The organism is Sorangium sp. So ce448, assembly GCF_051520915.1.
Taxonomy (GTDB): Bacteria; Myxococcota_A; Polyangia; order Polyangiales; family Polyangiaceae; genus Sorangium; species Sorangium cellulosum_B.
On the sequence record NZ_CP150343.1, the window covers coordinates 8,692,909 to 8,711,513 of the forward strand.

Consider the following 18,605-nt stretch of genomic DNA (forward strand, 5'->3'; position numbering starts at 1 on the left):
GCGCGTGCGCCGTGTGGTCGGGGCCGCCACGGGAGGGGTGTCGATCCGGAGGCGCGCAGGCATGACGGTCGCGAGCGCCGGCGACAGGGTATAGGGGCGTGCGCATGCGATCACCCCGGCTGCGTGCCCCTGTATGAACCGCGCCACCCTGATCCGAGGCATCCAGGTCATCGTCACGCTCACGCTCGCGTCGTTCGCTTACGTCCTCTACAGCGAGATCCACGACAAGCAGGCGAGCCTCGCCGCCGCGTTCGCGCACGTGCGCCCGGGCTGGCTGCTCGTCGGCGCCGTGCTGGCGCTGCAGGAGGGCGTGTTCGGAGGCCTCAGGATCTGGACCCTCGGGCGCGTCCTCTGGCCCGAGCTCCGCGTCCGTACCGCGGTGACCTCGGAGTTCGTGCTGATGTTCTGCGCCGGGGTGACCCCCGGCCAGGCCGGCGCGGCGCCGTCGCAGGCCGCCGTGCTCGTGCACGGCGGCATGCGGCTCGTCGACGTGGCCACGGCGGAGCTGCTCACCGCCTCGTGCACGATCACCTTCTTCCTCCTGTCTGCCGTGGTCATCTTCGTGCTGCAGCAGGGCGGGATGCTGGTCGTGCCGGCGGGCCCGCAGATCGAGTGGCTGCTCCTCTTCACCGTCGCGATGTTCGGCTCGGGCCTCGTCGCGCTCATCGCCGCGGCGGCGTACCCGCCCCTCCTCAAGGGGATCGTCCGCGCGCTGTCTGTGCCGCTCGGAAAGCTCCTGCGCGCCATCCTGCTGGGCGTCCGGCGCGTGCCCCGGCTGCGGGCCCGCGCCGAGGCCGCGCTCGCCTCCCCCGGCGCCACGACCGCGCGCCTGCTGCTGGGCGTGGACGAGTTCCACCACGGCTTCCGCATCTACATGCGCCGCGGAAAGCGCGCCTACGCCGCCGCGCTGCTGCTCACGTTCGGCTTCTTCTGCTCGCGGTTCGCCGTCGCCTACTTCATCCTGCTCGGGCTCGGCATTCCGACCTCGCCCTCGACGTTCGTCTCGGTGGGCCCGCCGATCGTGCAGGTCGTCCTGATCCAGACGCTGCTCAACTTCGCGCTCTACATGACCCCCACGCCCGGCGCGAGCGGCGTCGCCGAGCTCGGCTCGAACGCGCTCATGTCGCCCTGGGTCCACGGCGCGTTCGTGGTGCCGTACGTCGTCCTCTGGCGGGTGCTCACCCTGTTCCTCTGCATGTTCGTCGGGGGGGTCTACGTCTTCCGCTACCTCGGCACCGACGTGCTCGAGGAGCGCGTGAAGCAGACGGAGGCGGAGAAGCGCGCGCTCGCGGAGGCGGCGCGCGCCGCGAAGGCGCCGCTGGGTGGAGAGGACACCACCGACCGGCAGCAAGGCGTGGGGTGACGCGGGAACGGGGGTGGCGCGGTCGGCGCGGCTGGCGCAGGCCGGCTCGCGAAAGCCGCGCCAGCCACGCCCGGCGGAGGATCAGCGCGCGGAGATCGGCACGGCCGCGAACTGGACGAGCTTCCCGCGCCGCACCTTGAGGAGGGCGACCGACCCGTCCTTGAGCTTGGCGATGGCCGCCCGGAGGCCGGCGACGTCCTTCACCGGGGCGCCGTTCACCTCGAGGATCACGTCGCCCACCTCGATCTCCTGGACCTTGCTGCCCGAGGCGAACCCGTCGACCCGCACGCCGCCGCCCGGGGCCTCGGAGACCTGGATGCCGAGCTTCTCGGCGCTCAGCTGGCGCTCGGGCCGGGCGCCCTGGCTCGGCCGCGCGCGGCCCGCCGCGTCGCCCTCCTCGTCCTGGAGCGCGTCCAGCTTGGCCACGACCTGCTGCTGCTTCTGGGCGCGCACCAGCGTCACCGCGATCTCGGAGCCGGGCGCGTTGCGCGCCACGTTGCGCCGCAGCTCCTCGGCGTGCTGGATGGGGACGCCGTTCACGTTCACGATCACGTCGCCCGGCTTGATGCCGGCGCGCGCGGCCGCGCCGCCCGGCTCGACCTCGGCGACGAGCGCGCCCCGAGGCCCGTCCAGCTGGAGCGCCGCGGCGAGATCGCGCGTGACGGGCTGGAACAGGAGGCCGAGCTTGCCGCGCTCGACGAAGCCCTTCTCGCGGAGCTGCGGGAGCACGTCCTTCAGCGCGTCGATCGGGATCGCGAAGCCGATCCCGTTCGCGCCGGCCCGGATCGCGGTGTTGATGCCCACGACCTCGCCCCGCCAGTTGAACAGCGGGCCGCCGCTGTTGCCCGGGTTGATCGACGCGTCGGTCTGGATGAAGTCGTCGTACGGCCCCGCGCCGATCGCGCGCGCCTTCGCGCTGACGATGCCGAGCGTGACCGTGTGGCCGAGCCCGAAGGGGTTGCCGACCGCGAGCACGTGCTCACCGACCCGCAGCTGCTCGCTCGCCCCGAGCGGCGCCACAGGCAGGCCGCTCGCGCCCTTCAGGCGGAGGAGCGCGAGATCGAGCTTGGGATCGCGGCCGACGACCTCGGCATCGAACTCCCGCTCGTCGGCGAGCCGCACGCGGACGCCGGACGCATCGTGGATGACGTGCTCGTTCGTCACGACGTAGCCGCTCGGGTCGATGATGAAGCCGGTCCCGAGCGCCGTCTGCGTCGGCTGCTGGCCCCGCGGGTTGAGCCGTCCGCCGCCTTGCGGGCCGAAGAAGAACTGGAAGGGGTCGAGCCCTTCGGGCCCCTGGACCTCATGCGTCGTCGTGATGTTGACGACCATCGGCTTGACCCGGTCTGACAGGGCAGCGACATCGAAGGTGGCCGGCACCGGCGCCGTCGACGGCGGGAGCGTCACGGTCGCGACCGGCGGCGTCGCGGCCTGCGGCGAGGCGGCGGCCTGGGTGGAAGGAGGCGTGGCGTGGGCCTGTTGACCGCAGCCGCCGATGGCCAGCGCCGCTGCCGTGAGCAGCGCGAGGGCCGAAGCGCGAGGGCGATGGGAAACCGCTTGAATCATGAAATCTCCGTCGGGCAGTCGAAGGGTCCTGCGATCGACGAACATGGGATCGACTGCGTTCATTCCGCCGCACCAAGAACGCCGCGGCATCGGCTGACAAGAGCGCTCTCCTCGGCCCGCGCGGCTACGTGCCGCGCCTGCCTGCCCGTCCATGGCGGCACGCGCGGCACGCGCGGCACGCGCGGCACGTAGCCGCGCGGCGGTGTCCGTCGAGATTTGAGCCGCGCGCTCGGCAAGGCTGCTAGGGTGCGCGCTCCTGTGGAGGCGAGCGATGGCGAGCGATGAGGGTCTGCTGCGAGGGCGCAAGATCGGGTTTCTTGGCGGCGGAAACATGGCCGAGGCGCTCATCCGCGGCCTCGTCCAGGGGGGCGCCGTGGGCGCGGAGCAGATCCGCGCGAGCGATCTCAAGAGCGAGCGGCTCTCCTTTCTCCGCGGGCGCTACGGCATCGAGACCACCGAGGACAACGAGGCGCTCTGCCAGTGGGCTGACGTCCTCGTCATCGCCGTCAAGCCGCAGATCGTCGATCGCATCCTCGCCCCCATCTCGTCGGGGCTCGGCCGCTCGGACGTCGTGATCTCGGTGGCGGCCGGCGTGCCGATCGACGCCATCGAGGCGCGCCTGCCCGAGGGAGCGCGCGTCATCCGCAGCATGCCGAACACCGCGGCGATCGCGCTCGCCGGCGCCACGGCGATCGCCGCCGGGAGCCACGCCACGAGCGAGGACGTCGAGATCGCGCGGACCCTGTTCCAGGCGGTCGGCCGCGTCGTCGTGCTCGACGAGTCGCTGCTCGACGCGGTGACCGGCCTGTCGGGCAGCGGCCCCGCCTACGTCATGGTGATGATCGAGGCGCTCGCGGACGGCGGCGTGAAGGTCGGCCTCGGCCGGGACGCGGCGCTGCTGCTCGCGGCGCAGACGGTGTACGGCGCCGCCAAGCTCCAGCTCGAGACCGGCGAGCACCCGGGCCGCCTGAAGGACATGGTGACGAGCCCCGGCGGCACGGCCATCGCGGGGCTCCACACGCTGGAGGCAGGCGGCCTCCGCCGCACCTTGATCGACGCGGTCGAGGCGGCGTCCAACCGCTCGGCCGAGCTGGGCGCCCAGATGGCGCAGAAGCTCCGCCGCACCTGAGCCTGACAAGGAGCGAGCCTGTCCCCGAATGCTGACCACGAGCAGGGGAGCAGCCGCGCCACGCACGGTGTCACCGCCGGAGCTTGGCTTTGAAAGTACAAGACACTCCATGGCATGCAGCCGCGCCCGTTCTCCGACCTCAGGTGTTGGCGTTCGGCCGGCTCTTGACTATGTTCGCCGCGTCGCAGCGGGACAGGCGATCGCCGGCGGACGGGGAAACCCGGCCGCGGGAGGAAAGTCCGAGCTCCGCAGGGCAGGGTGCCGGGTAACGCCCGGTGAGAGCGATCTCGAGGAAAGTGCAACAGAGAACAGACCGCCGCGCCGCGCGCTCCGCGAGGGCAACGAGCCTCCCGCCCGGATGGGCCGGGCTCCGAGCCTCCGCTGGCTCGCCGCGCGGCAAGGGTGAAACGGCGGGGTAAGAGCCCACCGCGCCCTTGGCAACAAGGGCGGCACGGCAAACCCCACCTGGAGCAAGGCCGCGTAGGGAGGCGTCCGCGACGGCGACAGCCGGCGCGGCAAGGGCTGCCCGCCCCAGGCCTCCGGGTTGGCTGCTTGAGACGCGCGGCGACGCGCGTCCTAGAGGAATGATCGTCGGCGCGAGGGGGGCGACTCCCCGCGCAACAGAACTCGGCTTACGTCTCCTGCGACCACGAAGCTCCGCCCCGGCGGGGCTTCGTGCTTTTGTGCTCGCTCGCCGCTCACCTGTGGCAAGTCGCTACGCCGCCAGCGGCTGGAGGCGGTCGCGCAGCTTCTTCTTGGCGCGCGCCTCGAGCTGCCGAGCCCGCTCGCGCGACACGCCCAGGCGACGCCCGATCTCGGCGAGCGACAGCTCCTCCTCGGGATCCGCCATCATCCGGGTCTCGACGATGTACCGCTCGCGCGGGTCCAGGTTCTCCACCGCCTGCGTCAGCCGCTCCCGGAGCAGGGCCCCCTCCTCCGCGCGCGAGAAGCGCTCCTCCTGGTCCTGATCGTCCGCGGGCAGCGTGTCGACAAGCGACCGGGCGCCGTCCTCGAACACCTTCGTGTCGAGCGAGACGTCCCGGGCCTCCAGCCGGTGAGCCATCTCCAGCACCTTCTCCGCGGGCGCGCCGAACTTCTCGGCCAGCAGACGATCCCCCTCCTCCCCCTCGCCCACGAGGCCCGCGATGCGCGCCCGCTCCCGGCGCAACCGGAAGAACATCTTCGAGCGGAGCGGGCCCGAGCCCACGCCGACCAGGCTCCAGGAGTGGATGACGTGGTTCAGAATGTACGCCCGGATCCAGTAGGCCGCGTAGGTCACGAAGCGGTTTCCGCGGTCCGGGTCATACTTGCGGATCGCGTGGACGATCCCGAAGTTTCCCTCGGCGATGAGGTCGGCGAGCGGGATCCCGTACCGCCGGTAGCTGATCGCTATCGAGACAACATGCCTCAGGTTTGCGAGCGCGAGCGCGGCTGCGGCCTGCTCGTCGCCGTGGTCCCGCCACCGTCGAGCGAGCTCGACTTCTTCCTCGCGCGACAGCTCCGGGATCTGCCGAACATGCGTGATGTAGCGCGAAACAGCGCTGGCCTGATCTCGGGACGTTTGCACAGGGTTTCCTTCGAGGTCCGAAGACCCCGGTTCGGTTGGTGAGGCCGGCCGACGCCGGACCCCGTCTCCTGCTGTCGAGGTCGGCCGGGGCCGGACCTCGATCGCGTTGAACGCTCCGCCGGCACTTGCCGCCGAAGTGGTTGGTTCGAGATTCCGAAGAGAGCAGCCCACCCAGGCTGCGATGCAGCTGGCATGCCGCCCCGGGCGGGCAGCTTGTACACCATGGCTGCGAAGCGCTGGCGCACGCGCCTCTGGCGCGCCCGAACGAGGGACGAGCCAAACCGAAGGCGCTAGAGAGCCAGGAAGGCCGCGATGCTCCGGGCAGACGCGCTCACGCGGCCCGTGTGCATCTCGCGTCGGCCGCTCCAGAGACGAGCGGCGCGAGCCAGGACGGAAGCGACGCCCGCGAAGAGAGCGGGCGCGTATTCAGACGGAATCTGACGGAAACTGACGGAAACTGACGGAATCTGACGAATCAGACGGAGAACGAGGAGCCGCAGCCGCAGGTGCTCTTCACCGACGGGTTGCTGAACTTGAAGCCCGAGCCGTGGAGGCCTTCCACGTAGTCAATCTCCGTGCCGTCCAGGTACTGGAAGCTCAGCGGGTCGATGAAGAGCTTGATGCCCCTGTCCTCGAACTCCTCGTCGAACTCCGTCGGCTTGTCCTCGAAGTACAGGTCGTACGAGAAGCCGGCGCACCCGCCGCCCACGACGCGCAGGCGCAACCCCTGCCCCAGCAGCTCCTCCGCTGTCGCGATCTCCATCACCTTCTCGGCTGCCTTCTGCGTGATCGTGATCATCCTGGAATCTCCTCTGCGTGCTTTGTCGGCGGGGGACGGCAGGTCCTGTCTCTGACGGGGCGCGCTCGCCCCGCCGGAAGGCGAACCGTGCGGTGAGCCCGGCCGGCCGTGCCCTGGGGTGGGGTGCTCAGGGCTCGTCAAAGATACGCACCTTCAGCGATGTCCGCCAGTGCCTCAGCCGGAGCGGCGTCAGGCGGCGCCCGGGCCGGCCGTTCGTCCAGGGGATGACCACGAGCTCGCCGTTCGTCCCGCGCGCGCCCTGCTTCCAGTGCGCCCAGAGGCCACCCCCGGCCGCTCATCCAGCAGCATCGCGCAGCGCCCACGGATGAGCCCGCGGCAGGGACCACCGCCATCGCCCGCTCGCAGCCGACGCTTGACGCCGGCAGGCAGGCCCCGCAGCATTCAATCTGTTAATCCGGATTGAGAGATTTAACGTCTCGGTCCTGCCGCGTGGGACCGGGCTCGACCGTCCCCCCGGACCGCAAGCCGGGCGACGGCGGGCCCCGGGCCGCCCGGCCTTCGGAGCAGAACGGCTGCCCTGCAGCCGCAGCACTCACGGGAAAGAAGCCCAGGAGATGAGCAGAGCCATGAACGGAAGCGAACGCCCCGCGCGCCTCGAGGAGATCCTCGAACACCGGATCCTGTGCCTCGACGGCGCGATGGGCACGATGATCCAGCGCTACCGCCTGGACGAGGCCGACTACCGCGGCGAGCGCTTCCGCGATCACGCGATCGACCTCAAGGGCAACAGCGATCTCCTCGTGCTGACGAGGCCGGACGTCATCTCCGAGATCCACGGAGCGTACCTGGACGCCGGCGCCGACATCATCGAGACGAACACCTTCACGGGCACCTCGATCGCCCAGGCCGACTACCGGCTCGAGTCGCTCGCCTACGAGCTCAACCTGACCGCGGCCCAGATCGCCCGGAAGGCGGCCGACGCGTGGACGGCGCGCACGCCCGGCAAGCCGCGCTTCGTCGCGGGCGCGATGGGGCCGACGCCGAAGACGCTGTCGATCTCGCCGAGCGTGAACGACCCGTCGTTCCGCGCCGTCGGCTTCGACGAGCTGCGGCGGGCGTTCGCCGAGCAGGTGCGCGGGCTCGTCGACGGGGGGGTCGACGTGATCCTCGCCGAGACGTTCCTCGACACGCTGAACATGAAGGCGTGCCTCGTCGCGATGGAGGAGGTCTTCGCGGAGAAGGGGCGGCGCCTGCCGATCCTGCTCAGCGTGACGATCACCGACAGGAGCGGCAGGACGCTCTCCGGCCAGACGATCGACGCCTTCTGGACGAGCGTGGAGCACGCGAGCCCGCTCAGCGTCGGCCTCAACTGCGCCCTCGGCGCGAGCGACATGCGGCCGTACCTCGTGGATCTCGCGAAGCTCGCGCGGGCGCGGGTGAGCTGCTACCCGAACGCGGGCCTCCCCAACGCGTTCGGCGAGTACGACGAGCTCCCGGAGACGACGTCACGGCTGCTCGCGGAGTTCGCGGAGAGCGGGCTCGTGAACATCGTCGGCGGCTGCTGCGGGACGACGCCGGATCACATCCGCGCGATCGCCCGGGCGACGGCGGAGCTGCGGCCGCGGCCCGTGCCCGCGGAGCGCGACGGCTTCGGGCGCTTCGCCGGCCTGGAGACGCTCGTCATCCGGCCCGACACGAACTTCCTGATGATCGGCGAGCGGACGAACGTGACCGGCTCGGCCCGGTTCATGGAGCTCATCAAGAAGGGCGACTTCACGACCGCGCTGGAGGTGGCGCTCGATCAGGTGCGCGGCGGGGCGAACCTCCTCGACGTGAACATGGACGAGGGCATGCTCGACTCCGAGCAGGCGATGACGACCTTCCTGAACCTCGTCGCCACCGAGCCCGAGATCGCCCGCATCCCGATCATGGTCGACAGCTCGAGGTGGTCGGTCATCGAGGCGGGGCTCAAGTGCATCCAGGGCAAGGGGATCGTCAACTCGATAAGCCTCAAGGAGGGGCCCGAGGACTTCCTCGAGAAGGCGCGCGCCGTGCGGCGCTACGGGGCGGGGGTCGTGGTGATGGCCTTCGACGAGATCGGCCAGGCCGAGACGGTGGAGCGCAAGGTCGCGATCTGCCAGCGCGCGTACAGGCTGCTCACCGAGGAGGCGGGCTTCGATCCGCAGGACATCGTCTTCGACCCGAACATCCTCGCGATCGCGACCGGCATCGAGGAGCACGGCGACTTCGCGAAGAGCTTCATCGAGGCGACGCGGATCATCAAGGCGACCTGCCCGGGGGCGCGCGTGAGCGGCGGCGTGTCGAACCTGTCGTTCTCGTTCCGCGGGAACAACGTCGTCCGCGAGGCGATGCACTCGGCCTTCCTGTTCCACGCGATCCGGGCCGGAATGGACATGGGCATCGTGAACGCGGGGCAGCTCGCGGTCTACGAGGACATCCCGAGGGACCTGCTCGAGCGGGTGGAGGACGTCCTCTTCAACCGGCGCCCGGACGCGACCGAGCGGCTCGTCGAGCTCGCCGAGCAGGTGAAGGGCAAGGGCAAGAAGAAGGAGCTCGACCTCGCCTGGCGCGACGGCCCGGTCGAGGAGCGGCTCTCGCACGCGCTCGTGAGGGGGCTCGTCGACTTCATCGAGGCGGACGTGGAGGAGGCGCGGAGGAAGTACGAGAGGCCGCTCTCCATCATCGAGGGGCCGCTGATGGACGGGATGAAGATCGTCGGCGAGCTGTTCGGCGCCGGGAAGATGTTCCTGCCGCAGGTGGTGAAGAGCGCCCGCGTGATGAAGCGCGCCGTCGCGCACCTGCTGCCGTTCATGGAGGCCGAGAAGGCCGCCGGGGGCTCGTCGTCGCAGGGGAAGGTCGTGATGGCGACCGTGAAGGGCGACGTGCACGACATCGGCAAGAACATCGTGGGCGTGGTGCTCGGGTGCAACAACTACGAGGTGATCGACCTCGGCGTGATGGTGCACCAGGACAGGATCCTGGAGGCGGCGCTGCGCGAGGAGGCCGACATGATCGGGCTGAGCGGCCTCATCACGCCGTCGCTCGACGAGATGGTCAGCGTGGCGCGCGAGATGGAGCGGCGCGGGATCCGGCTGCCGCTGCTCATCGGCGGGGCGACGACGAGCCGGCAGCACACGGCGGTGAAGATCGCGCCGGAGTTCAGCGGGACGGTGGTGCACGTGCTCGACGCGTCGCGGGCCGTGGGCGTGGTGTCGAGCCTGCTCGATCGGGCGAACCGGCCGGCCTTCGACGCGCAGAACCGGCAGGAGCAGGCCAAGCTGCGCGAGCTCTTCGCGAGGAAGCGGGCGAAGCCGCTCGTGACGCTCGCCGCGGCGGACGAGGGGCGGCTCGAGATCGCGTGGCGGCCCGAGGACATCGCGAGGCCGTCGTTCACCGGGCGCCGCGTTGTGGAGGTGCCGCTCGCGGAGGTCGCGAGGTACATCGACTGGACGTTCTTCTTCACCGCGTGGGAGCTCCGGGGGCCGTTCCCGCAGATCCTGGAGCACCCGCAGTACGGCGAGGCGGCGCGCGAGCTGTTCGATCACGCGCAGAAGGTGCTGCAGCGGATCATCGACGGCAGGTTGCTCCAAGCGCGGGGCGTCTACGGCTTCTGGCCGGCGAGCGGCGAGCAGCGGGACATCGTGCTCTACGCGGACGAGGCGAGGGAGCGGGAGCTCGTCCGGTTCAACATGCTGCGCCAGCAGCAGGTGAAGGGGCAAAGCGGCGCCGAGGAGGACGGAGATGGCGGCGACAAGGCCGCGGGCGGGGTGAGGCCGCACCTGTCGCTGGCCGACTTCGTGGCGCCGCGGGAGCGCGGGCTCGCCGATCACGTCGGCGCGTTCGCGGTGACGGCGGGGCTCGGGCTCGACGAGATCGTGCGCGCGTACGAGAAGGACAAGGACGACTACAGCGCGATCATCGCAAAGGCGCTGGCGGACCGGCTCGCGGAGGCGTTCGCCGAGCTGCTCCACGAGCGAGCGCGCAAGGACTGGGGGTACGGCGCGGGAGAGGCGCTGACGAGCGAGGAGCTCATCGAGGAGAAGTACCGGGGGATCCGGCCGGCGTTCGGGTACCCGGCCTGCCCGGATCACACCGAGAAGCGCAAGCTGTTCGCGCTGCTCGACGCGCCGTCGGTCGGCATCGAGCTGACGGAGAGCTGCGCGATGACGCCGGCGGCGAGCGTCAGCGGCATCTACCTGGCGCACCCGAAAGCGCGGTATTTCATGGTGGGGCGCCTCGGCAGGGATCAGGTCGCGGACTACGCGAAGCGCAAGGGGATGACGGTCGAGGAGGTGGAACGGTGGCTGTCGCCGAACCTGGGGTATGACCCGAAGGCGGCTGTCGAGGGGGAGAGCGCCGTCGTGGCGGCTTGACGACGGGCAGAAGCGGCGAGGAGCCCAGGGGCGCACGTTCCGGCCCAGGGACGGCGTCGGAGCGCGGCGGCGATCCGACGCGGCCCGCGCGACGAACGTTGTGATAACAAGTTCCCCATGTCCGAAGCCGACTGGTTTGCGCTGAACCGCGCCGCCTGGAACGCGCGCACCCGCGTGCACCTGGCATCGAAATTCTACGATCTGGACTCGTTCCGGGCCGGCGCGAGCTCTCTCAAGCCGATCGAGCTCGATCAGGTCGGCGATGTGCGCGGAAAGACGCTCCTCCACCTGCAATGCCATTTCGGGCAGGACACGCTCTCCTGGGCGCGGCTGGGCGCCCGCGTCACCGGGCTGGACCTCTCCGACGAGGCCGTCACGGCGGCGCGAGCGCTGGCGCAGGAGCTCTCGGTGGACGCCCGCTTCGTCGAGGCCAACGTCTACGACGCCCCCGAGGCCCTCGGCGGCGAGACGTTCGATATCGTCTTCACCTCGTACGGCGTCCTCGGGTGGCTCCCGGACATGACGCGCTGGGCGCGCACGGCCGCAGCGTGCCTGAAGCCCGGGGGCGTCCTGCACCTCGTCGAGTTCCACCCTCTCGTGTGGACCTTCGACAATGCATTCGAGCAGATCACCTATGCATACGACGGACACGGGGAGCCGATCCTCACCGAGGAGACAGGCACGTATGCCGACAGGAGCGCGCCCGTGACGCTGAAAGAGGTCGGCTTCAACCACGGGATCGGGACGGTGGTGACGGCGCTGCTCGACGCGGGCCTCACGCTGGAGCGCCTGCGCGAGCTCGACTGGTCGCCCTACGACATCTTTCCGGACATGGTGGAAGGACCGCCAGGGCAGTTCCGCATGAAGAAGTTCGAGCGCCGACTGCCGCTCGTCTATGCGCTCGCGGCGCGGCGGCGTCCCTGAGCCCGTAGCGCACGAAGCTGCGTCCCGCTCGAAGAGCGGGGCGCCTTCAGGCGGCGATCGCGTTCAGCGGGCTCACCCGGCCGAGGCCGCCGTAGAGGTCCTGGACGCGGCCGAGCCACACGAGGAGAGGATCGTCGGCTTTGAGGAAGGGGGCGGTGGCGATGGACCCCACCCAGAGCAGGAAGCCCGCGACGATGTAGTCCGCATAGCCAGGGTCCGCCCCCGCGAGGAACGGCGCGCCCCCCTTGAGCGTGAACCGGACCGAATCGAAGCCGGCACGCGCCGCGTCGAGCCGCTCCGCGCGCCCGCTGGCCAGCTCCTCCAGCGTGAAGCCGAGCAGCTTCTCGCGGGTCTGCCGGAAGTACGCGCGATCTCGCTCGTGGGCATGGTCGTGGACGTCCTTCACATAACTCATCAGCAGCGACCGGCCGGCGCTCACGAACAGGCTGGCCTCGACGAAGCGACAGAGCTCACGCTCGGCCGGCGAGGCGAAGAGGGGCGGCCGGTCCGGATACGCCTTGTCGAGGTGGTCCGCGATCGCCCAGGAGTCGGAGACGGTCTTTCCGTTATCGTCGATGATCGGCACGGTCTTGTGCGCGCCGCCCTCGATCGCCGGGATGTCCGTGAGCCCGATCGGCACGGTGTCGAACGGGAGGCCCTTGTGGGCCAGCGCGTACTTGATCCGCCAGCAAAACGGGCTCGGCCGGCGGTCGTCCCGCACCTGGAGATCGTAGAGTCGGATCGCTGTCATGGCGGCGGCCATCTTCCGGTCGAGCTGCGCGCCGCCGCAAGCCCCTCGCACGCTCAGTGCGCCGTCATCCCCCGGCCGCGGCCAGCACTTGCCATCACGGACACAGGACGCGCTCGTCCAGGGGGAGGCGCGGGCTGCACTCCGGGCGCGCGAAGCTGTCGGGCGACCGCAGCACGCCGCCGAGGCGCGCGTCGGCCAGCGCCACGAGCGCGGCAGGCGCGGCGGGCAGCGGTCCGTCGCACGGGATGGGCTGCACCATTGCGTGGACCATCGGACCGGGCCGGAGGAGGCTCTCGTACAGCGCGTGGCCGAAGACGAGCGCCGCGGCCTCGCCCCGCTGCACGGCGTCCCGCACCTCGCCGGCGCAGCGCTCCAGATCGGAGGCATCGCCGAGGAGGGGCGCCTCGCGCGCGTTGTCGTAGAGCAGCAGGAGCCCGCCCTCGTCGAGGAGCGCGAGCCCGTCCAGCTCGCGCGTGCGCGCCGGGGGGAGCGCCTCGGCGCCGGGGTGGATGCGCGCGGCGATCGCCCGGTGCTGGCGCGCGTGGAGCTCCGCCTTCGCGCGCGGGAAGGCGGCCCACACCAGCATGTTGAGGAAGTCGTGCCAGTTGCTCGGTCGCGTGGGCACGCAGCCCTCGACGTGGATGCGCGCGTCGTAGAGCGCCGAGGGGTCGACGGGCCCGCGCCGCCCGCGCCGGCGAGGCCGCGGCTTTTGCTCCGCGAAGCGCACGGGGAACCCCTCGCCGAGCGCCCGGTTGTAGTCCTCGACCGGCGGCCAGCCGGCACACCCCGCGAACGCCTCGGCCGGGGGGCGGATGGGCCAGTAGAGCCGGCTCTTCTCGTAGAAGAGCGGCTCCCAGGGAACGGAGGTGCTCCCTGGCGCGCCGCTCGGGTGCGGCGCAGCTCGGCCGGCGGCGCTCACGCGGCGCAGCGTAGGAGCAGCGCGGCGAGAGCTCAAGCCGCGCGCGAGGCGGCGCCGGGACGCGCTGAGCACGAGGCGCCGGCCACGCGCCGGGATCAGCCCCGCCGGCCGCCCGGCGAGCGATCAGCCCCGCCGGCCGCCCGGCAGGCCCGCGGTGAACCGAGCGCACGGAGCGGGTCAGCAGGGCGCCGGTGTCCGAGACTCCCTGTCTCAACTCACCCAGTCTCCCTGGATATCCATGCTCGCCCTCATGCAGCCATCACGCAACGAGAGCTCGCGCCAAGCCTGGAGTGATGGCCGTTCGCCACGGACGTCGCCGCACCGGATCTGCCCCCACGCCCGCCGCCCGCGTGTCATCCTGAGATAACGAGATGGCTCGCCTCGAGGACAGCCTGCCAGAGAACGCCCCCGGCGATTACTTCGTCGACCGGTCGTGCATCGACTGCGACGTATGCCGGCAGCTCGCTCCCTCGGTGTTCGCGCGTGCGCCCGCCGTCGAGCAGAGCATCGTCGCTCGCCAGCCCGCGACGCCGGACGAGCACCTCCGCGCGGCCATGGCGCTGGTGTCGTGTCCGACCGCCTCCATCGGCACCGCCGCGCCGGCGGCAGGGATGGCCGCCGCGACCTTCTCCTTCCCCGAGCCGATCGATGAGGATGTCTATTATTGCGGCTATACCTCGTCGTCCTCCTTCGGCGCGGCGAGTTACCTCCTCGTGCGACCCGAGGGCAATGTGCTCGTCGACTCGCCCCGCGCCGCCAGGCCCCTCATGAAGCGCATCCGCGAGCTCGGCGGCGTCCGGGCCCTGGTGCTCACCCACCGCGACGACGTCGCCGATCACCGGATCTTCCGCGACAACTTCGGGTGCCATCGCGTGATCCACGAGGACGACATCGACGACGGAACAGCGCTCGCCGAGGTGAAGATCAAGGGGCTCGACCCCGTGCCCCTCGCGCCCGATCTCACGTTGATCCCCGTCCCGGGCCACACGCGGGGCAGCGTCGCGCTCCTCTTCCGGGACCGGTACCTCTTCACCGGGGACCATCTCTTCTTCTCCGGTGAGCTCGGGCGACTCGACGCGTCGCGCGACGTCTGCTGGTATTCCTGGGCGGAGCAGATCCGCTCGATGGAGCGCCTCCTCCAGCACCGGTTCACGTGGGTCCTGCCCGGCCACCTCCGCCGGTACCGCGCTCCCTCCGAGGACGCCATGCGCGCCGAGCTCGACGAGCTCATCGATCGCATGAAGAGGGCGTGACGCGCGCACAGGCCCATGCGCGGTGACGTGCGCGCGCTTCGGCGAGGGGCCCGCCTCGGTCCGCCGGGCGCCGTGGTACGATCGCGTCCCTGATGACGCCGGACCTCATCGTTCGCGGGTTGCGGGTGGTCACCGGGGGCGCCATGCGGCCGGCCTCGGTGCATATCCAGGGCGGCACCATCGTCTCCGTCGCCGGCTACGACGAGTTGCCGGAGGGCTGCCCCGTCGTGGACGCTCGGGGCGCGGTGGTGATGCCCGGGCTGGTCGATGCGCACGTGCACATCAACGAGCCCGGGCGGACCGAATGGGAGGGCTTCGAGACGGCGACGCGCGCCGCGGCCGCGGGCGGCGTCACGTCGCTCGTCGACATGCCCCTCAACAGCATCCCGCCGACGACCACGGTCGCGCACCTCGAGAAGAAGGCGCGCGCGGCGGAGGGCCGGTGCCTCGTCGACGTGGGCTTCTGGGGCGGCGCCGTCCCGGGCAACGCGGGGGAGCTGGTCCCGCTGCTCCAGGCCGGCGCGCTCGGCTTCAAGTGCTTCATGGTCGACTCGGGCGTGGCGGAGTTCGGCCACGTCGCCGAGGCGGACCTCAGGGCCGCGCTCGAGGTGCTCGCCGGCACGGGGGCGCCGCTGCTCGTGCACGCCGAGCTCCCCGGCCCCATCGACGCGGCGCGCGCGGCGATCGCCGGCCTGGATCCGCGCACGTACGCCGCCTACCTGCGCTCGCGCCCGCGGGAGGCGGAGGACCAGGCGATCGCCCTGCTCGCGTCGCTCTGCCAGGCGACGGGCGCGGCGGCGCACGTGGTCCACCTCTCGTCGGCCACGGCGCTCGACATCCTGCGGCGGGCGCGCGACGGCGGCGCCGCGCTGTCCGCCGAGACGACGCCGCACTACCTGCACTTCGCCGCCGAGGAGATCCCGGACGGCGCGACGCCCTTCAAGTGCGCTCCGCCGATCCGCGAGCGGCAGAACCGCGAGGAGCTCTGGGCCGCGCTCGCGGGCGGCCTCATCGATTTCGTCGTCTCCGATCACTCCCCGTGCACCCCCGAGCTCAAGCGGCTCGAAGCCGGCGACTTCGACGCCGCCTGGGGCGGGATCTCGAGCCTGCAGCTCGGCCTGTCGATCGTCTGGACCGACGCCCGCCGCCGGGGCATCCCGCTCGAGCGGCTCGCGGACTGGCTGTGCCGCGGGCCCGCGAGGCTCGCCGGACTGCGCCGCAAGGGGGAGATCGCGCGCGGGTTCGACGCCGATCTGGTGCTCTGGGATCCCGACGCGAGCTTCCGGGTCGAGCCGCCGACCCTCCAGCACCGGCACAAGGTGACGCCGTACGCCGGAGAGGAGCTCCACGGCGTCGTGGAGGCCACCTACCTTCGCGGCGAGAAGGTCCATGAGCGCGGGAGCTTCCCCGCGGAGGCGAGAGGGCGATGGCTGAAGCGAGAGGGGTGACGGGGCCGGCGTTCGCGGAGGCGCTCGATCTGGCCTCGGAGCGCCTGGGCGGCGCGGTGCTCGCGGCGAACGACGAGTTCTTCGCGCCGAAGGAGAACCTGCTCAAGGCAGGGAAAGCGGTGTTCCTCGAGCACGAGTACACCGATCGCGGGAAGTGGATGGATGGCTGGGAGACGCGCAGGCGCCGGACTCCCGGCTTCGACTGGTGCCTCGTCCGGCTGGGGCTGCCAGGGATCCTCCGCGGGGTCATCGTCGATACGGCGTTCTTCCGGGGCAATTACCCCGAGCACTGCTCCATCGAGGCGTGCGCGGCGCGGCCCGACGCGCGGGTCGAGGACTTGCTCGACCCACGGACACACTGGGTCGAGATCTTGCCGCGCTCGCCGCTGGCCGGCGACTCGCAGAACGCGTTCGAGCTGAGCAGCGCTTCGCGGTTCACGCACCTCCGCCTGAACATCTACCCGGATGGCGGCGTGGCGCGGCTCCGGGTGCACGGCGACGCCCTCCCCGACGTCCGCCGGCAGGGCCGCCCGGGCGCGGAGATCGACCTCGCGGCCGCGGAGAACGGCGGGCGCGTGCTCTCGTGCAGCGACATGTTCTTCGGGGTGCGCCACAACCTCATCATGCCCGGCCGGGCGGCGAACATGGGAGACGGCTGGGAGACGCGGCGCCGGAGGGGGCCCGGGTACGACTGGGCGCTCGTGGAGCTCGCGGTTCAGGGCGAGATCGCGCGGATCGAGGTCGATACGAACCACTTCAAGGGCAATTACCCCGACAGCTGCATGATCGAGGGGATCGACGCGGCGGGGCGCTCCGCGGCGGAGCTCGCCGGCGCGGGCGAGTGGCGGGAGATCGTGCCGCGGACGAAGCTCCAGGCGCACACGCGTCATCTCTTCGAGGAGGAGCTCCGCGCGGCGGGGCCGTTCACGCACGTGCGCCTGAACATCTATCCTGACGGCGGCGTGAGCCGGCTCCGCATCTTCGGCAAGGCGACCCGGAGCGGGGCGGCCGAGCAGCGGCTCCGCTGGCTCAACGCGCTCACGGGGCCGGAGGCCGAGGCGGAGCTCCGCGTGGCGTGCGGCTCGCCGGCGTGGGCGTCGCAGGTGGCGGCGGCGCGGCCGTTCCGCGACGAGGAGCACCTCTCCGCGGCGGCGGCGCAGGCCTTTGCGCGGCTCGCGCCGGAGGACTGGCTCGAGGCGTTCCGCGCGCACCCCCGCATCGGAGAGACCAGGCCGCAGGCGGAGGCCGCGGAGGCGAGCGCGACGGCGAGGCGCTTCTCGAGCCAGGAACAGGCGGGGATGAGCGCCGCGGCGGTGGATACGCGGGAGGCGCTCGCGCGCTTGAACCGCGTCTATGACGAGAAGTTCGGGTTCATCTACATCGTCTGCGCCACAGGGAAGAGCGCGGACGAGATGCTGGAGGCGCTGCGCGCGCGGATCGAGCACACGCCGGAGCAGGAGCTGCCCATCGCCGCGGACGAGCAGCGGAAGATCACGGCGATCAGGCTGAAGAAGCTCCTGTGGGGCGGATAGCGCCCCGGGGCGCGGCCCCCGAGGAGGGAGCCCGTCGGGCGAAGGGAGCGCCGGCGCATCGGGTGTCCGGGCGATCGGGTGTCCGAGCGTGGGGCGCTCAGCGCGAGAGCTGGCCTCGCAGCGCGCCGTCGGGGAAATCGGCGGTGCGCACGGCGACGTAATATCTCTCTGGATCACCGAGCAACGCGCTCAGATCGTCGCGGGCCGCGCTCACGCAGCCGCGGGAGCTGCCGCCGGTCGGCGGCATCAGCGTGATGATCCCGCGGCCCGCGCGGCCGGCGGAGCCCTCGTGGATGCGCGCCGCGGTGGCCGGCGCGATGCCGGCCACCGCGAGGTCGAAGCAGACCTCGCCACGCTCGAGATCGAGCGTGACGCGCGCCGTGCCGCTCCCCTTCGGGTCGCCGGGGCCGGGCACTTCGTCTTGCCCCGTGAGCGCCGCCGTGAGCGAGCGGATCGGGCGCTCGGGCAACGCCGCGCGCGCCAGCGCCGTCGCGAGGAGGACGGCGCCCAGCGCGAGCATCGTGAGGTGTTGCATGTCTCCCTCCTGCACATCACGGGGATGTGCGGTTCGAGGGCGCCACGAAGAGCAAAGACGACGCCGCCCACGCGCCGCGAGCCGCCCCGCACGTCGGTCGATCGCGGGGGCGGCGAGGAGGCCGCGACGGACACGGCGACTCGCCCCGATCGCCGAGGCGCGCTGGAGAGAGATAGAGGCGGACAGCGGACCCGGATCAGCACACGACGCGGGGAATCGGCATCGCCCGCGCGAGGTGGCGAGGCGGCCCGTGCTCCACACGGGCGGACAGGCCGCGGGCGCGGCCAGAGCAGCGGTGGAGGCAGCTGCATGAGCACGCCCGGTCCGTCGCGGGCGGGGGCTCAGGGTTGACGACGAGTCCGCCTTCTGCCAGGAGACGGACGCGCGCGAGGCGCGCGGAGAGCACGGCGGAGGCACACGATGAGCACAGAGATCTCGAAGACCGACAACGACGACTGGACCAT

13 protein-coding genes and 1 other RNA gene are annotated in these 18,605 nt (G+C 71.5%); 8 read left to right on the forward strand and 6 right to left on the reverse strand.

Annotation, left to right across the window (positions count from 1 at the left end; translation table 11 throughout):
• Positions 1–133 precede the first annotated feature (133 nt).
• Positions 134–1,363: a lysylphosphatidylglycerol synthase transmembrane domain-containing protein gene (locus tag WMF45_RS32790; RefSeq protein WP_437709018.1), complete on the forward strand. Its 1,230-nt coding sequence runs from the start codon at positions 134–136 to the stop codon at positions 1,361–1,363.
• Positions 1,364–1,444: 81 nt separating this feature from the next.
• Here WMF45_RS32790 and WMF45_RS32795 read toward each other — a convergent pair whose 3' ends face one another.
• Positions 1,445–2,929 (reverse strand): Do family serine endopeptidase, encoded by a 1,485-nt coding sequence (locus WMF45_RS32795; RefSeq protein WP_437709020.1) that lies wholly within the window; start codon positions 2,927–2,929, stop codon positions 1,445–1,447.
• Positions 2,930–3,200: 271 nt separating this feature from the next.
• Here WMF45_RS32795 and proC point away from each other — a divergent pair, with 271 nt between their 5' ends.
• Both proC and rnpB read left to right on the forward strand, forming a co-directional pair.
• Positions 3,201–4,058 carry a pyrroline-5-carboxylate reductase gene (gene proC, locus WMF45_RS32800; protein WP_437709022.1) on the forward strand — a complete coding sequence of 286 codons (858 nt, stop codon included), beginning with the start codon at positions 3,201–3,203 and terminating at the stop codon, positions 4,056–4,058.
• Positions 4,059–4,242: 184 nt separating this feature from the next.
• Positions 4,243–4,707: RNase P RNA component class A (rnpB, locus tag WMF45_RS32805), an RNA gene on the forward strand.
• A gap of 66 nt (positions 4,708–4,773) precedes the next feature.
• Here the strand turns inward: rnpB and WMF45_RS32810 are convergent.
• Both WMF45_RS32810 and erpA read right to left on the reverse strand, forming a co-directional pair.
• A complete protein-coding gene (locus WMF45_RS32810) occupies positions 4,774–5,625 on the reverse strand; it encodes a sigma-70 family RNA polymerase sigma factor (RefSeq protein WP_012238497.1) in 852 nt (283 codons plus the stop codon).
• A gap of 475 nt (positions 5,626–6,100) precedes the next feature.
• Positions 6,101–6,424 (reverse strand): iron-sulfur cluster insertion protein ErpA, encoded by a 324-nt coding sequence (erpA, locus tag WMF45_RS32815; RefSeq protein WP_437293785.1) that lies wholly within the window; start codon positions 6,422–6,424, stop codon positions 6,101–6,103.
• Between the two features lie 587 nt (positions 6,425–7,011).
• Here erpA and metH point away from each other — a divergent pair.
• The gene (gene metH / locus WMF45_RS32820) at positions 7,012–10,779 is read left to right on the forward strand and encodes a methionine synthase (protein WP_437709024.1); all 3,768 of its coding nucleotides are present in this window, start codon (positions 7,012–7,014) and stop codon (positions 10,777–10,779) included.
• Between the two features lie 117 nt (positions 10,780–10,896).
• Positions 10,897–11,703 carry a class I SAM-dependent methyltransferase gene (locus tag WMF45_RS32825; RefSeq protein ID WP_437709026.1) on the forward strand — a complete coding sequence of 269 codons (807 nt, stop codon included), beginning with the start codon at positions 10,897–10,899 and terminating at the stop codon, positions 11,701–11,703.
• Between the two features lie 46 nt (positions 11,704–11,749).
• Here WMF45_RS32825 and WMF45_RS32830 read toward each other — a convergent pair whose 3' ends face one another.
• Both WMF45_RS32830 and WMF45_RS32835 read right to left on the reverse strand, forming a co-directional pair.
• Positions 11,750–12,454 (reverse strand): glutathione S-transferase N-terminal domain-containing protein, encoded by a 705-nt coding sequence (locus WMF45_RS32830; protein ID WP_437709028.1) that lies wholly within the window; start codon positions 12,452–12,454, stop codon positions 11,750–11,752.
• A gap of 94 nt (positions 12,455–12,548) precedes the next feature.
• Positions 12,549–13,373, reverse strand: a complete 825-nt coding sequence (locus tag WMF45_RS32835) for a DUF3025 domain-containing protein (protein ID WP_437709030.1) — start codon at positions 13,371–13,373, stop codon at positions 12,549–12,551.
• Positions 13,374–13,744: 371 nt separating this feature from the next.
• Here WMF45_RS32835 and WMF45_RS32840 point away from each other — a divergent pair, with 371 nt between their 5' ends.
• The 3 genes from WMF45_RS32840 (at position 13,745) to WMF45_RS32850 (ending at position 17,606) form a co-directional block, all read left to right on the forward strand.
• On the forward strand, positions 13,745–14,626 hold the full coding sequence (locus tag WMF45_RS32840) for an MBL fold metallo-hydrolase (protein WP_437709032.1): 882 nt from the start codon (positions 13,745–13,747) through the stop codon (positions 14,624–14,626).
• Between the two features lie 92 nt (positions 14,627–14,718).
• Positions 14,719–16,074, forward strand: a complete 1,356-nt coding sequence (allB, locus tag WMF45_RS32845) for an allantoinase AllB (protein WP_437709034.1) — start codon at positions 14,719–14,721, stop codon at positions 16,072–16,074.
• Positions 16,053–17,606, forward strand: a complete 1,554-nt coding sequence (locus WMF45_RS32850; RefSeq protein ID WP_437709036.1) for an allantoicase — start codon at positions 16,053–16,055, stop codon at positions 17,604–17,606. Before allB ends, WMF45_RS32850 begins: the two co-directional genes overlap by 22 nt.
• Before the next feature lie 97 nt (positions 17,607–17,703).
• Here WMF45_RS32850 and WMF45_RS32855 read toward each other — a convergent pair whose 3' ends face one another.
• On the reverse strand, positions 17,704–18,141 hold the full coding sequence (locus WMF45_RS32855) for a CHRD domain-containing protein (protein ID WP_437709037.1): 438 nt from the start codon (positions 18,139–18,141) through the stop codon (positions 17,704–17,706).
• Positions 18,142–18,605 lie beyond the last annotated feature (464 nt).